The 15,329-nt window shown below is 62.2% G+C and carries 14 protein-coding genes; 6 read left to right on the forward strand and 8 right to left on the reverse strand.

From position 1 onward, the window contains the following. The first annotated feature begins 1 nt into the window (after position 1). From H7F36_RS17030 to H7F36_RS17050, 5 genes are all read left to right on the forward strand, one after another. A complete protein-coding gene (locus tag H7F36_RS17030; RefSeq protein ID WP_187051922.1) occupies positions 2-835 on the forward strand; it encodes a carbohydrate ABC transporter permease in 834 nt (277 codons plus the stop codon). A 37-nt stretch (positions 836-872) separates the two neighbouring features. Further along, positions 873-2,231 (forward strand): extracellular solute-binding protein, encoded by a 1,359-nt coding sequence (locus H7F36_RS17035; RefSeq protein WP_261802347.1) that lies wholly within the window; start codon positions 873-875, stop codon positions 2,229-2,231. A 47-nt stretch (positions 2,232-2,278) separates the two neighbouring features. After that, complete coding sequence (locus H7F36_RS17040) at positions 2,279-3,619, forward strand: extracellular solute-binding protein (protein ID WP_187051923.1); 1,341 nt, start codon at positions 2,279-2,281, stop codon at positions 3,617-3,619. Between the two features lie 55 nt (positions 3,620-3,674). Beyond that, positions 3,675-5,195 (forward strand): alpha-N-arabinofuranosidase, encoded by a 1,521-nt coding sequence (locus H7F36_RS17045; protein ID WP_187051924.1) that lies wholly within the window; start codon positions 3,675-3,677, stop codon positions 5,193-5,195. 72 nt (positions 5,196-5,267) lie between these two features. Next, a complete protein-coding gene (locus tag H7F36_RS17050) occupies positions 5,268-6,014 on the forward strand; it encodes a FadR/GntR family transcriptional regulator (protein WP_187051925.1) in 747 nt (248 codons plus the stop codon). Between the two features lie 43 nt (positions 6,015-6,057). On the opposite strand, the gene H7F36_RS17055 is transcribed toward H7F36_RS17050, so the two are convergent. Further along, complete coding sequence (locus H7F36_RS17055; RefSeq protein WP_187051926.1) at positions 6,058-6,351, reverse strand: hypothetical protein; 294 nt, start codon at positions 6,349-6,351, stop codon at positions 6,058-6,060. Positions 6,352-6,582: 231 nt separating this feature from the next. On the opposite strand from H7F36_RS17055, the gene H7F36_RS17060 reads away from it, so the two are divergent. Then, a complete protein-coding gene (locus tag H7F36_RS17060) occupies positions 6,583-6,747 on the forward strand; it encodes a hypothetical protein (protein WP_187051927.1) in 165 nt (54 codons plus the stop codon). A 33-nt stretch (positions 6,748-6,780) separates the two neighbouring features. On the opposite strand, the gene H7F36_RS17065 is transcribed toward H7F36_RS17060, so the two are convergent. The 7 genes from H7F36_RS17065 to H7F36_RS17095 form a co-directional block, all read right to left on the reverse strand. Continuing rightward, the gene (locus H7F36_RS17065; protein ID WP_187051928.1) at positions 6,781-7,242 is read right to left on the reverse strand and encodes a hypothetical protein; all 462 of its coding nucleotides are present in this window, start codon (positions 7,240-7,242) and stop codon (positions 6,781-6,783) included. Positions 7,243-7,459: 217 nt separating this feature from the next. Then, the gene (locus tag H7F36_RS17070) at positions 7,460-8,422 is read right to left on the reverse strand and encodes a hypothetical protein (protein WP_187051929.1); all 963 of its coding nucleotides are present in this window, start codon (positions 8,420-8,422) and stop codon (positions 7,460-7,462) included. 67 nt (positions 8,423-8,489) lie between these two features. Beyond that, a complete protein-coding gene (locus tag H7F36_RS17075; RefSeq protein WP_187051930.1) occupies positions 8,490-9,878 on the reverse strand; it encodes an FAD-binding oxidoreductase in 1,389 nt (462 codons plus the stop codon). A 5-nt stretch (positions 9,879-9,883) separates the two neighbouring features. Further along, the gene (locus H7F36_RS17080; RefSeq protein ID WP_261802348.1) at positions 9,884-11,776 is read right to left on the reverse strand and encodes an ABC transporter ATP-binding protein; all 1,893 of its coding nucleotides are present in this window, start codon (positions 11,774-11,776) and stop codon (positions 9,884-9,886) included. Further along, complete coding sequence (locus tag H7F36_RS17085) at positions 11,773-12,687, reverse strand: ABC transporter permease (protein WP_261802349.1); 915 nt, start codon at positions 12,685-12,687, stop codon at positions 11,773-11,775. Before H7F36_RS17085 ends, H7F36_RS17080 begins: the two co-directional genes overlap by 4 nt. Further along, positions 12,684-13,700, reverse strand: a complete 1,017-nt coding sequence (locus H7F36_RS17090; RefSeq protein ID WP_187051931.1) for an ABC transporter permease — start codon at positions 13,698-13,700, stop codon at positions 12,684-12,686. Before H7F36_RS17090 ends, H7F36_RS17085 begins: the two co-directional genes overlap by 4 nt. A gap of 18 nt (positions 13,701-13,718) precedes the next feature. Next, entirely contained in the window at positions 13,719-15,317 is a 1,599-nt protein-coding gene (locus tag H7F36_RS17095) for an ABC transporter substrate-binding protein (RefSeq protein ID WP_261802350.1), read from the reverse strand. Between the last annotated feature and the right edge of the window lie 12 nt (positions 15,318-15,329).

Consider the following 15,329-nt stretch of genomic DNA (forward strand, 5'->3'; position numbering starts at 1 on the left):
CATGAACATCGTTGGCAACAAACTGGTCGACCGGCTGATTCTCGCGGCCGTCATAGCGCTGGCGATTCTCTGGGTCGCGCCGCTCATGTGGGTGTTCGCGCTGTCATTCAAGCCGAACGAATTTTTGACGCAGCGCACCGACGTGGTCTTTTCGGGGCCGTTCACCATCAAGAACTACACCGACATCATCGGCACGTCGGCGGTGTTCCGCTGGACGGTCAACAGCATCATCGTGTCGGTGGTGCAGACGTTTGCCATGCTGGTGCTGGCGTCGCTGGCGGGATACGGATTTGCACGCACCGAGTTTCCGGGCAAGAACATCCTATTCTTCGTGGTGCTCGCAGGCCTCGCGGTGCCGGAGCAGGCCATCATCGTGCCGCTCCACCTGATGTTCGCCGACCTCGAGATGCACAACACATACTCGGCGCTGATCTTGCCACGGCTGGCAACGCCTTTTGGCGTGTACCTGATGACGCAATACTTCAAGGCCATCCCGCGCGACATCGAAGAGGCCGCGATGCTCGACAACGCGTCACGGCTGAAGATTTTCTTCAAGGTGATCCTGCCGCTGTCGATTCCGGCGCAGGCCACCCTCGGCATCTTCACGTTCCTTCACGCGTGGAACGACTATCTGTGGCCGCTGATCTCGGCGTCCAAGCCGGAGATGTACACGCTGACGCTGGGACTCGCATCGACGCAGTCGAACTTCGGCCAGTCCGAAGGCATCGGCTACCTGATGTCGCAGGCGGTCTTTGCCGGACTGCCTGTTTTTATCCTCTACCTGTTTTTTCAGAAGTACATCATCGCGGCCGTTTCCGGCACGACGGTGAAGTGATCGGCAATAGCGTCCAACAACATCGAAGGAGACATACGTGAATAAAACATCGATCCAAAAGACATCCCTACGCAACCTCGCTGCCCTCGGACTGTTCGGCTGCATCGCAGCCAGTGCGTTGGCGCAGCAACCCAAAACCGAGATCACGCTGGCACGCTTCTTCGGCTCCTGCGAGGCCGACTACGGCAAATCGACCGACATCAAAGCGGCACGCGGGGAGTGCGGTGTGATCACCACATTGGTCAACAACTTCAACGCGACCAACAAGGACAACATCGTCGTCAAGCCGCAGATCGCGGAGTGGGGGCCTTACTACGACCAGCTCACCGCCCGAATCGTCGCCCGCGACGTACCAGCCATCGCAGTAATGCACGAGTCGTCGCTCGGCGACTTCGTCAACCGCAAGCTGCTGGAACCGATGGACGACAGCTTCAAGTCGGTCGGCATCGACACCGCGCAGTTCACCGACCACGCCAAGGCAGGCACCAGCTTCGACGGCAAAACCTACGCGTTACCGTTCGACACCTGGGCCTGGCTCTGGCACTTCAACCTGAACCTGATGAAGAAGGCGGGCCTGACCAAGGCCGATGGCACGCCGGTAATCCCGACCACGCCGGAAGAGCTGCTGACGCAGGCGCGCCAGTTCAAGCAGGCGACCGGCAAGCCGTACTTTTCGTGGACGACGGTGAACACGACGTCGCCCAACATGCGCACTTTCCTCACCTTGTTCTACCAACAGAACGGCGCCGAACTGTTCAAGGGCGGTGCCAAGCCGCAACTCGACATGAAGTCGCCGCAGGCCACCAAAGCACTGGAGTTGATGACCCAGATGTACAACGAGGGCCTGGTCATGACCGGCCTCGACTACGGCGCATCCAACCAGGCCTTCGTCAACGGCGAGACCGGCGTGGTCGTCGTGGGCACCTGGAAGATTGACGACTTCGTGGCGCAGTCCGAAAAGGCCGACACGGCCCTCAGCAAGGGCTACGCCGTCTATCCGTTCCCGAAGTTGCTTGACAAAAAGGCTGTGTTTGCCGACGGCCACAGCTGGGTGATGCTCAAGGGCGGCACTAAGGACGAAGCGAGCCGCAAGGCGGCGCTGACGTTCCTCAAGTTCCTCTGGGACAACGATGTGGAATGGGCGCGCACCGGCCATCTGCCGGCCAACAAGGCAGCGCTGGCGACAGCGGAATTCAAGGCGCTTCCGATGCGCGCCAACATCGCCGAAATCTCCACCATCGGTCGCGGCATGCCGCATTCGGTGCCACGCCAGCGCGCCATCGAGGTCGCCGTCGACCAGGAGATCGGCAACATGATGACCAGCAAGAAGCCGTTGAAAGACACGCAGGACGCAGCCGAATCGCGCGTGAACAAACTGCTCGACGCAGTGCGCTGAGCGCGTCGGCCCGAACACTTCGACCCCTTTGAACCGAAGACAAACCCATGATCAAAAAGAGCATCCTCCAGGCCGCAGCAGCGATTGCATTGGTCGCCGCGGCACTGCAGCCCGTGCATGCGCAGGACAAGACCGAGATCACGCTGGCGCGCTTTTTCGGCGCCTGCGAGGCCGACTTCGGCAAGTCGGTCGACGTGCGTGCGGCGCGCGGCGAGTGCGGCGTCATCACCACGCTGGTCAACAAGTTCAACGCGACCAACAAGGACAACATCGTCGTCAAGCCGCAGATCGCTGAATGGGGCCCGTACTACGACCAGCTGACTTCGCGCATCGTGGCGCGCGACGTGCCGACGATTGCGGTGATGCACCAGTCGTCGATCGGCGACTACGTCAACCGCAAGCTGATCGAACCCATCGACGCCGACCTCAAGACAGTCGGCATCACGCCAGCCGAGTTCACCGACACCGCCAAGGCAGGCGTCACGATGAACGACAAGACCTACGGCCTGCCGTTCGACACCTGGTCGTGGCTCTGGCACATCAACACCAACCTGCTGAAGAAGGCCGGCTTGACCAACGCTGATGGCTCGGTGCAGATCCCCAAGTCACCGGCGGAGTTGCTGGCACAGGCGCGCAAGTACAAGCAGGTCACCGGCAAGGCTTACTTCGCTTGGCCGACCTCGGGCAGCGTGCCGACCAACACCTGGACCTTCTTCTCGATGATGTTCCAGCAGAACAGCAGCCTGTTCACCGAGGGCGCCAAGCCGCACATCAACATGCACACGCCGGACGTGACCGCCATCCTGGATTTGATGAGCACGCTCTACAACGAAGGCCTGGTCGTGCCGGGCATCGATTCCGGTGCAGTGAACCAGGCGTGGTTCAAGGGTGACGCAGCCGTGGCGCTGACCGGTACCTGGCGCATCGACGATTACATGGCTGCATCCGAAAAGGCCGAATCACCGGCGCACAACGGTTATCTCGTGATTCCGTTTCCTCAACTCTTCGCCAAGCGCGCCACCTTCGCCGACGGCCATGCATGGGTGATGCTCAAGGGCGGTGCCAAGGACGAGAAGAGCAAGAAGGCCGCGCTGACCTTCCTCAAGTTCCTGTGGGACAACGAATTCGAATGGTCGCGCACCGGGCACCTGCCGGCCAACAAGAAGGTCTACGACAGCGCCGAGTTCAAGGGGCTGCCCATGCGCGACAAGATCATCGAGATCTCGACCATCGGCCGCGGTCTGGCACACAACGTACCGCGGGCGGCTGCCGTGCAACAGGCGTTGAGCGAAGAGCTCATCACCATGCAGCTCAGCAAGAAGACGGTGCAGCAGACCGAAGATGCTGCCGAGACCCGCGTCAACAAACTGCTCGACTCGGTGCGCTGACCGCGGCGCGCACCAAATCTTTCCTTCAGGTTTTCTCCTTTCAATCAAGCAAGACATGATTTCCACACGCCTCGTCGTCGACAGCGACTTCGTCATCTCCGAACTTGACCGCCGTGTCTTCGGCACGTTCGTCGAGCATATGGGCCGCTGCGTCTACACCGGCATCTACGAGCCGGGGCATCCAACTGCCGACGAGCGTGGCTTCCGCGGCGACGTGATGGCATTGACGCGTGAGCTCGGGCCCACCATCGTGCGATATCCGGGCGGCAACTTCCTGTCAGGCTACAACTGGGAAGACGGTGTCGGCCCCAAGGAGAAGCGGCCTGCGCGGCTCGACCTCGCATGGTCGTCGACCGAGACGAACCAGTTCGGCACCAACGAGTTCATGGACTGGTGCCACGCAGTGGATGTGGAGCCGATGTTCGCGGTCAATCTGGGCACGCGCGGCCCAGATGAAGCGCGCCACTTCCTTGAATACTGCAACCATCCAGGTGGCACCGCGCTGTCCGACCTGCGCAAGGACCACGGCTACGAAAAGCCGCACGACATCAAGTTCTGGTGCCTCGGTAACGAACTCGACGGCCCGTGGCAGATCTGTGCAAAGACAGCCGACGAGTACGGCCGCATCGCCCAGGAAACCGCCAAGCTGATGCGTCTGGTCGATCCTTCGGTTGTACTGGCGGCGTGCGGTTCGTCAAAGCACGACATGCCGACTTTCGGCAAGTGGGAAGACACGGTGCTCGACCATTGCTTCGACAACGTCGACTTCATTTCGCTCCATGCTTACTTCGAGAATCCGCACGACTCGACAGCGGAGTTTCTCGGCAACATCGACCAGATGGATCTCTTCATCAAGGAGATCGTCGCGGTGGCCGACAGCGTGGCGGCACGCAAACACTCGCACAAGCGGATCATGTTGTCGTTCGACGAGTGGAACGTCTGGTACAAAGCGCGCACGCTGGACGATAAGCGCAAACCGGGATGGCCTGAAGCACCGCGGCTGATCGAGGAGGTCTACAACCACGAGGACGCATTGGCTGTGGGCGGCGCCCTGATCGTCATGATGAACAACGCGGATCGAGTCAAGACCGCGTGCATTGCACAGCTGGTCAACGTGATCGGCCCGATCATGACCGAGCCCGGCGGTGCTGCCTGGCGCCAGACCATCTTCCATCCGTTCGCGCAGGCATCGCGCTTTGCGCGCGGCAAGGTGCTGCGGCCGGTGATCACGTCGCCGAGCTATGCCTCGAAGACTTTTCCGGAAGTGGCCTATCTGTGTGCCTGTGTCGTGCATGACGACGCCTCCGGCCAGACAGCCATCTTCGCGCTGAATCGCCACCTGACTGAAGACCAGGAGATCACGATCGACCTGCGTGGCCTTGGCGATCAGCAAAGGCTGGTCGAAGCGTCGGAGCTCTATCACGCCGACATGAAAGCCATCAACACGGCCGCCGCACCAGACAACGTTGCGCCCCAGGCCAATACGCGCGTGGAGATCGAAGGCCATGTGGTGACGGCCAAATTCAAACCCGGCTCATGGAACGTGATCGTGACCACGAGCAGCAAGTCGTCCTGAGGCAGCGGCGTGACCGGTTTGGCAGTTGACTATCCTATGGCGGTCGCAACACCCGTACGAATTGCCGCCGAAATGAAAGGTTCTCACAGCGCCCCGGGCTATCACCAGCCGCCGGACCGCAAAAGCATGCACTCGCAGATCGTCCGCGATCTGGGCATGCGCATCGTCTCCGGCGAGTACCGGGTCGGCGACCGTTTGCCGATGGAAGCGTCGCTCTGCGCCACCTACGACGTCAGCCGGCCGGTGTTGCGGGAAGCGACGCGGGTGCTGGTCGCCAAAGGGCTCGTGCTTTCCAAACAGCGTGCGGGTGCCATCGTGCGGCCACGCAACGAGTGGCATCTGCTCGATCCCGACGTTCTGTATTGGCTCATTCAGGCCAAACCACAGCCCGAGTTCGTGCAAACGCTGCTAACGGTGCGACGGATCTTCGAGCCGGCGGTGGCGGCACTCGCGGCCAAGGTGGCCAGCGACGAAAGCTTGAAAAGCGTGGCCGAGGCCTACGCCGGAATGGAAGCCGCGAAGACGACAGAAGAACTGCTCGAGCCCGACCTGGCGTTCCACCGCCGCATTGCCGAGGCGACCGGCAACGATCTGCTGGCGTATATCGGCAACATGCTGTCGCTGGCGTTGCGCGAATCGATCAAGCTCAGCAGCAAGCTGCCCAACACGCATGCGCTGTCTTTGCCACGGCACAAGGCGATCCTCACCGCCTTGCTCAGCCGGGACTCTCTGGCTGCGCGCCAGGCAACGTTGCTGCAGCTCGAAGAAACGAGGGGAGATCTGTCGGTCATTCTCGATTCGGGGATCGATCTGGCATAAGCCAGCTATGGCGTTCGAAACAGTCTTGAAAGGCTGGGGATCGCTAAAACGAAGCTGTCGCCCAGTCGGAAAGACGTTCGAACAACGTGGTGGGCGGTGCATCGCGTTTCATAGCCGACGAGGCGCTGGTTGCGCGCCAGGCCGCTACCGATTCGATCGCAGCGGCGACGCGCTCTGCGTTGCCACTGACGTCCTGGCCACTCCGACGAAGTGAGCCGGCGATGGCTCTGAGTTCTCCGGGTGCAAGACGTTTGGTGCTGCGCAAGTAGTCCGACAAGGTCAGCACTTTCTTGAAGCGTTGCAATTGGTTGGTGATGGGGAAGCGAGCGCGGTGCATGTAACCAATTGTAGTTACTTTTTGTTTTCTGTCGACTCTTTGACGCGAACGATGAAAGCCAAACCAAGAAGAAATAATACAATGTATATTATGTTAAATGACTCTTGCGGAGAACGATCTAACCGCACCTGATCGATCCGGCTTCGGGATTCACTGGATTGACCAAGTCATCCCAGGCTCGGATCATGGCGAATGGTCCGAGTGCTGGCGATTCTCCTTAGTGCCCTTGTCATGGGCGGCCTGGTCTACGTCTTTGGCGCGTTCGTGCTGGTCGCCATGCCATTGATCGTCGTTGCCATCGTGTTCGCCGAAACGCATGGCCGTCGACAGTCGCGCCAGATGTCTCGCAAGAAGCCAATGGAAACTGAAACCTCTACGACTTCGACAGAGCGCTAACCCGGGAACGCTTTGCCAGGAACTGCTGGTCGTCTATCTGCGGTAGCTCGGTGTCTCGTAGCGGGCACGGGCCACGATCTCGAGTGACGCCACGCGGGAACGCTCGACCAACAACGGTTTCTTCCACTCACTGGCTACCTTGTTTCGCTCCGCGGTAATTTTTCGAACGAGCAACTTCGTTCCGATCGCCAGCACGAGCGGCCAGCACAGCAGCAACCCCGGACCGACCTCGTCGAGCAGGCGCGCCACTCCATAGCCGCTCGCCGATGCCACGACAACGGCTGCGATCGGTAACAGGCCAACGGCGAAAACAATGGCCCAGACTTTGAACCCGATGGCAGTTGCCGTGTAGTGCGGCAGGGTTCCTGACCACGGCTTGGTGTCGTCGAAGGCCGCGCTTCGATCGCATGTCGCCCGATAGGAAACCGATCGCTGAGCGCGTTCGACGGGTCGAGAACTCTCCCGAGGCCGCCTTTTAATCAGGAATCGTTTCATAGCTCACATCCTCCGGATCGGTAGAGTGCTACGCGTGCCAGTGCTCCCGGTTACTGGGAAGACTTCGTCCTCAACTGACTCCATGCTGAGAAGCTTGTTGATTCGGCGTTCCAGCAAGGCCGAAAAGCGTATTCAGCAGTGTCGGCATTTACCGAACGCGGCACAGCGCGGAAGCGCACACAACCGCGATGGTCGGCCGTTCTTCCAGCCGTATCCTTTAGTCGTACAGCGCCTTCGCCTCGACCTCGTAAGCGGGATACGACGCCTTCATCACCGCACCGTTCAGGATCATCTCCGCCACCAGCGGCCGCGATGCTCGCGTACCGTCGTACACGCGCGTGCGTATCCAGACCGACTCGGTGCGCGCGCTCTCACTCAGGGCGATGATCTCGCGCTCCAACTCGTAGTCTTGGTCGACGAACAGCGGCCCGTCGATCAACCGGATTTCCTGTCCCGCGAACAGTCCGACCGCTGGCTTGCGACCGCTCAGACCGGACTCACCCGACGTGCTGCCGAGCAGCACGCTGATCATTTCCATCGGAATGACGGCGCGGCCCCATGGCGATTCGGCGCCGTGTTCGCGCGTGTACCAGGCACAGGGTTCCGTGATGACCGCGAGCTTGTCGGCGAGCGTGAAGGGATAGTGGTCGCCCATGTGCTGATCGAACCCCATCCGGATTTTTTCGACCGCAGCACCCCGCTGCCCCACCTTCAGGTCGCGGTTGATCACAAGCCCTGTGGCCGGTCGCAGTTTGGCGATGCGCTGTTGAATCTCATGCGGCACATCGGTCGCATCGCCGACCGAGGCGGTGCCGGTCAGCACCGGTGTGCCGTCGCGCTTCTCTGCGTGGATACGCACCAGACGCGGCGCCCCCTCTTCAGGCGACACCGGCAGATCGACAAAGGCACGCACCTCTTCGCCTTCAACCACCATGTTCTGGTAATGCGCGCTGATGCAGCCAGTCTCGAACCACGCCTGGCCAAAGACGTGGAACAGCAAGGGGTCGAACTGGCTGAAGTGCGTCGGCCCCTCGATCGGGCCAGCGCGAAGGCCCAGGCCCTCGGCCATGGCATCGTCGTGGATGGATTTGTGCCCGTCGTACTTTTGATCGGCCAGCATCTGGCGCGGCTTGCGCAGTGCACCGCAGAGAGTCGGTGATTGCGTGAAGGGTTTGGTCATGATGTTTCCAGTGCGTTTGCCGCCATCGTAGTCGGGGCCCGATGTCCGCGGACCCACTGCCCCGCCCCTAAAAAACCTTGCCGGGATTCAGCACGTTGTGCGGGTCGAGCGCTGCCTTGATGCGCTGCATCAAGGCAATCTCCTCCGGCGATCGAGTGAACGACAAGAACGGCTTCTTGACGAGCCCGATGCCGTGCTCCGCCGAGATCGTGCCGCCCATGCTGCGAACCAGTTCGTAGACCAGGGCATCGACTTCCGAATGCGGCTGATGCGCGCCCGCAGAAGGTACGTTGACGACGACATGCAGGTTGCTGTCGCCGATGTGCCCGTAGCAAAGCACGTGCGCGTCCGGCCACTGCGCCTTGACCTCTCGCTGCACGCGATCCACCGCCTCGCCCATCAGTGTCGTCGGCAAGCCGATGTCGAATCCGATCACCGCACCGAGCACTTTCGGATACTCCGAGACGCTGTCGCGGAGGGCCCAGAGTTCCTTCGCGTCACGTTCGGACGCACCGATGACTACGTCGTTGACGACACCATCCTCCAGCAATGTCGAAAGGCACGCCTCCAGATGCGCCGATTCGCCCTCTTCCCTAAAGCCACTCGCCTCGATGAGCACGTAGACGCCGTGTGCCTCGGCAAAGGGTTTGCGCAGTTGCGGCAAGCCGTTCGTCATGCAGTCCACGAAGCTGGGCCACATGACTTCGAAGGCTGAAAGAGACGGGCCGAGCTTGGCGCGTGCGGTCTTCAGCAAGGTCAGTACGGCCTCGTAGTCGGGGCAGCCGCACATCGCCGTGGCGACTGAAATGGGCTTTGCCTGCAGGCGCAACACGACGCGCGTGATGATGCCGAGCGTTCCTTCCGATCCGATGAACAACTGCTTGAGGTCGTAGCCGGCATTGTTCTTGATCATCTTGTTGAGCGAGCTGACGATGGTGCCGTCGGGCAATACATATTCGAGCCCGAGCACCTGATCGCGCGCCATGCCGTAGCGGATGACCCGGTTGCCACCGGCGTTGGTAGACAGGTTGCCGCCGATGCTGCAGGAGCCACGTGCACCAAGGTCCAGCGGAAAGTACAGGCCGGCTGCTTCCGCCGCGTCCTGGATCTCCGAAAGCCGCGTGCCGGCGAGCACCGTCATCGTACCCATCACCGCATCGATCTCTTCAACGCCGCTCATGCGTTCGAGCGACATCGCCACGCCGCCGGCGACCGGTTGCGCACCGCCTGCCAGCCCGGTGAGGCCACCCTGTGGGACGAGCGCGATGCGCCGTTCGTTGCACAGCGCCATCGCAATCGAGACGTCCTGCGTCGTCCTCGGCCGCACCAGCGCCAAGGGCTGCACCGGCGCGAGCCCGCTCCAGTCATGCCAGTACTTCGACTCGATCGCTTCGCCGAACGTCACTGTGTTGTCGGGCAGCGCGGATTGGAGTTCGAGTTCGAAGGTGGTCGGCATGGTGTTCAGACTGTTTCGGTAGAAGCCGGCACCGGCGGCCACGCGATGGCCGGATCGGCGGGCGGTACGGAGGCGAGCAGCAAGCGGGTGTAGGCGTGCTGCGGGTTGGAGAAGACCTCGTCCGTCCTGCCCTCCTCCACGATCTTGCCGGACTGCATGACGATGACGCGCGAGCACAGGTAGCGCACCACGGAGAGGTCATGCGATATCAGCAACAGGGCGATGCCGTGCTCGCGCCCGAGTTCGAGCAGCAGGTTGAGAATCTGCGCCTGGATGGACACGTCGAGTCCCGACACGATCTCGTCGGCCACCACCAGCCGCGGCATCACGCACAGCGCCCGGCCGATGTTCACCCGCTGCTTTTGACCACCCGACAGCTGACTGGCAAATCGCTCCAGCGCATCGGACGCCAGGCCGACGTCCTGCAGCAACTGCGATGCGCGCTCCTGCCTCGGCAATCGTTGCAACGCACCGGGGATGTGACCGACTTCGTACGCTTGCGTCAACAAGCGAAACACGCTGCGCCGCGGATTGAGTGCCGAGTGCGGGTCCTGAAAGATCATCTGCACGTGCTCGCGGGTCAGGCGCTGCACGGTCGACGTGGCCTTGGCGCGGTCTTGCCCTTCGATCAGCAGCTCACCGGCGGTGATGTTCTCTGCGCCGACGATCAGCCGCGCGACAGAAGTCTTGCCGCTGCCGCTTTCGCCGACGATGCCGACGAACTCGCCCGGCTGGACTTTGAGCGACACCTGGCTCACTGCATCGGTGTGCACCTGGCGCTGGCCCAGCAGGCCGCGGCGCGCGGTGTAGCGCAGCGTGACGTTGCGCAGCTCGACGAGGGGTGCCGCAGTCGGATCGCCTTGCGGTGCTCGCCAGTTGGCGCTGCCATCGGCGCTTGTTGAATCGTCTACGGAGGCGACGACATGCGGCGCCACTTCGCACGTATCGGCACAGCGCACCCAATGACCCGGCGAAGACTCACGCAAAGCGCGCACGCCGACTTCGCAGGTCGTATTGCGCGTTGGGCAGCGTGCCGCGAATCGACAACCGCCCAGCGTCGCCAATGCCGCAAGTCCCGGCATCTGACCCCCGAGCATCGGCAGCACGCGCTGAACGCCGTGCACGTCGGGCGTCGCATCGTGCAGTGCCCAGGTATACGGATGGCGCGGCTCGCGCAACACGTCTGCGGCCGGTCCGTATTCGACTTGCTCCCCTGCGTACAGCACCGCGATGTCGTCGCACACGTGCGCAGCGAGCCGCAAGTCGTGCGTAATGAGAATGACGGCTGTCTCGTGCTGGCGCTGTTGTTCGGCAAGCAGCCTAAGGATGTGCGCTTGGCTCACTACGTCGAGCGCCGTGGTGGGCTCGTCGGCAATGATCAGCGCAGGATTGGCCACGAACGCCATTGCGATCAACACGCGCTGGCACTGACCGCCCGACAGTTCATGCGGATAGCGCCGCACCATTTGCTCGGGGTGCGGCAGCTTCACGGAAGCCAGTTGCGCGACGATCAAATCCTTGCGCCGGCTGGCGGCAATGCCCAGCAGCATCAGGTGCTCGTCGAAGGTCTGGCCGATGGTCAACACCGGGTTGAGCGCGGTCAACGGCTCTTGCGGAATGAAGGCGATGCGCCGGCCGAGCAGACCGCGCCATTCGCGTGCGCCGAGCGACAGCAGGTTCTTGCCGTCGAAGTCGATTCTGCCCTGCGTCACCGCAAAGCCCGGCGGCGTGTGGCCCGCGATCAGGCGACCGATCATGCTCTTGCCGGCACCCGATTCGCCGACCAGTCCGAGCACCTTGCCGCGCTGCACCGACAGCGTGATGTCGCGCAGCAATTCGACGGGTTTGCCATCGACCCGCGTGGTCAGCGTGAGGTTCGAGATGGACAGCATCGTCATTCGCTCCGTGTGCGCAAGCGCGGATCGAGCGCAACGCGGATTCCGTCACCCAACAGGTTGCAGCCGAGCACGGTAACGATGATGCATGCGACCGGCACCAGCATCACCCACGCGGCGCTCTGCATGTCGCTGCGCGCATCGGCCAGCATCTGGCCCCAGGTCGTGATGTCCGGCGGAACTGAAAGGCCGATGAAAGACAGCGTCGCCTCCACGATGATCGCGATGCCCATCTCGATGGAGAACAGCGTGATCATCAGCGGCACCACGGTGGGCAGCACCTCGCGCAACATGGTGCGCAGGTGCGTGAAGCCCATGAGTCGCGCGGCCAGCACGTAGTCGCGGCGCCGCGTCACCAGCACGTCGGCCCGCACCACACGGGCGAAGCGCGTCCAGTCGACCAGCACGACCGCGAGGATCACTTTGTCGACGCCGGAGCCGAGCCCTACCAGCAGGATCAACGACAGAACGACCGGCGGAAACGACATCCACAAATCGACCACGTAGCTGATGCCGCGGTCGATCTTGCCGCCAAAGTAGCCGCCGACGACTGCGAGCGTGCTGCCCAGCAGCATCGCGCCGAATGCGGAAACGATCGCCACCAGCAGCGCCACCCGGGCACCGTAGATAGCGCGCGACAACACGCAGCGACCCAGGCTGTCGGTGCCCAGCGGAAAAGAAGCGTCGCCCTCTGCCGACCACATCGGCGGCGACAGCATGTGCAGCAGGTCCTGCTCCAGCGGATCGTGCGGAGCGGCCCACGGTGCAAAGAGCGCAGCCAGAACGACGAGCAGGAGAATGCCGCCGCCGATCAGCACGCGCGGCTGCGACGCTAGCTGCCTGAGCGCACCGCGCTGCTTTGCAGAGCAACTCACAGCGGCGGGCATCGACACTGGCGCCGGTGCTTGCGTCACAGATTCCTCAACTTCGGATTCAGCAAGGCATACAGCACGTCGACGACGACCGTAATAGCCAGCATCAGCACGCAGAAGATCAGCGAGATGCCCTGGATCAACGGCAAGTCATTGCCGCGAACCGCCTGCACCATCAGATTGCCCAGGCCAGGGAAGCCGAAGATCATTTCGACCAGTAACGCGCCGCCGAACAGAAAACCGAACTGCACGCCGATCATGGTGATCGTCGGCAGCGCGGCGTTCTTCAGCATGTGGCGCCAGAGAATGCGGGTTTCAGACAGTCCGCGAAGTCGCGCCACTTCGACATAAGGCTCGTTGGCGGCATCGATCAGCCCGGAGCGCAGCACACGGATGACCAGCGGCGCAAAGCTCAACGCGAGTGCGAGTGCAGGCAAGAAGAGATGCGTCAGCGCGCTCAACCAGCCCTGGAACTGCCCGGTAACGAGCAGGTCGATCAAGGCGAATCCGGTGATGCCCGGCAGTGTCACTTCTTGCCCGACGCGGCCGCTGAACGGCAACACCGGCCACAGCACGCCGAAGACCAGGATCAGAAGCAGACTCCACAAGAACGATGGAATGGACTGGAGCAGCGTGACGACCAGGTCGGCCGCCGTCTCGCGCTTCCGCTTGTAGAGCACATAGGCGATGACGCCGCCGGGAATGCTGATCATCAATGCCAGCACCAAGCCGACCATGGCCAGTTCGATCGTCGCCGGCAGTGCAGTCACCATCAAGCCGACCACCGGCTGGCGAAAGTTGATGGAGTTGCCGAGACTCCCGCGCGCCGCATCCCACAACCAGATCAGAAACTGGATCGGGATCGGTTTGTCCATGCCCATCTGCTGCCGCAACGCTGCGGAATCCGCTGCGGTGGCAGACGGCGGCAGCATCATTGCCAGCGGGTCGACGGGCAACAATCGCAACACCACGAACACCACGAGCGATAACAAAAGCAGCGTCGGGATCGCCACCAGCAGGCGGCGGATCACGATGGTGGAAACGAGTTGGAACACAGCGGCGCGCGTGCCTTGTCAGCGGTATTTGTATTCGACCGGCAACACGTAGCCGTTGTCGAACAGCACCGGCTGCAGCGTCGACGAATACGCGACCGTCGCCACACCTTGCAGCAGCGGGATCGCCCACGATTTCTCCGAGGACTCCGCGTTAAGTGCCTTGTAGCCAGCCATGCGCTTGACCTCGTCCACTTCGGTCATCAGCCCGTCGATGCGTGGCGCGAGGGACATGTCCTTCCAGGTCGCGAAGCGCAGGCGCGGGTCGAAGATTCGGCCCGCGTAGTTCTCCGGATCGCCCGTGCTGTTGGCCCAGCTGTAGAGCAGCACGCCCGTCAGTTTGCCGTTTTGCGCAGCTTCGACGAGCTTGGCCGGCGTAGTTTCTTCGATCGTCGCGTTGATGCCGACTGCCTTCCACATCTGCGCGATGGCGCGGGCCATGTCGAAGTCGTTGGGGAAGGTGCCGTTGGTGCTGAGCAGCGTCAGCGCGACCGGGTTGCTGGTGCTGTAGCCGGCAGCTTTCAGCTCCTCGATGGCCTTCGCCTTGTTGAATGGAAACTGGAAGTCGCTGAACGACGGCGTGCCTTCCGGCGTCATCACCGACAGCGGCTTGGCGACCCCGCCGTAGAAGGCCTTCGACAACGCCGCCTTGTCGATCGACAGGTGCATCGCGTTGCGCACATGGTCGTGTTCGAACGGCTTCACGTAGTTGGGAATCCGAAGCATGTAGACCTCGGAGAACGGATAGATCTTTGTGACGATGCCGGTCTTGGTGGCGAGACGCTGGACTTCGCGCATCGGCAACTGCACCGCCATCGCCGCCCTGCCCGACTCCACCAATGCCACGCGAGCCGATGGCTCCGGCACGATCAAAAAGGTGACCTGCTTGATGGCAGGCGCACCACCCCAGTATTTGTCGAAAGCCTCCAGCACGATACGCGAGCCACGCTGATGTTCGACCATGCGGTAAGGGCCGGCGCCGATCGGCTTGGCGTTGAAGCCCTCGGCGCCGACCTGCGTCATGTAGGCCTTAGGCACGATGTACATCGCCAGGAAGCCCAGGTAGATCGGCCCCGCCGGCGTTGGCCGGCTGTAGACCAGAACGCCTTTGGTGGGCGACTGCACTTCCACATCGGCCAGCGTGTTGAACATGCCACCGACCAGCAACTTCTTGTCCGCCTTGGGCCGTTCCGACAGGCTGTACTTGACGTCGTCCATCGTCATGCGCGAGCCGTCGTGGAACAGGATGTCGTCGCGCAACGTGATCTCGAGTCGCGTCGCCTTGTCGTCGAGCCAGCGCCATTGCTTGATCTGTCGCGCCTCGAGCTTCAAATGTTGCGAGTAGCGCAGCGGCGAATCGAACACCGTGTGATAGATCGCCTGGATCGTCGGGATGGACAAGGCGCCCGGGTCCCACGTCGGCACGTCGACGGGGTACGCGATGGCCAGGTTCGACTTGTCGGTGATCTGTGCATTGGCCAGGTCCCACGGCAGCACGCTGCCGGCCCCCACGGTGAGCGCGCCCAGCACGAAGCTGCGGCGCGATGGTTTCAAAGACGACGGTGCAGCCAGAGACAGTGCTGCGTCTGTCGGGGTTCCCGAGCTCAAGAAATCGTTCATGAAAGTTCTCGC

This window comes from Variovorax sp. PAMC28562, from assembly GCF_014303735.1.
GTDB lineage: Bacteria > Pseudomonadota > Gammaproteobacteria > Burkholderiales > Burkholderiaceae_C > Variovorax.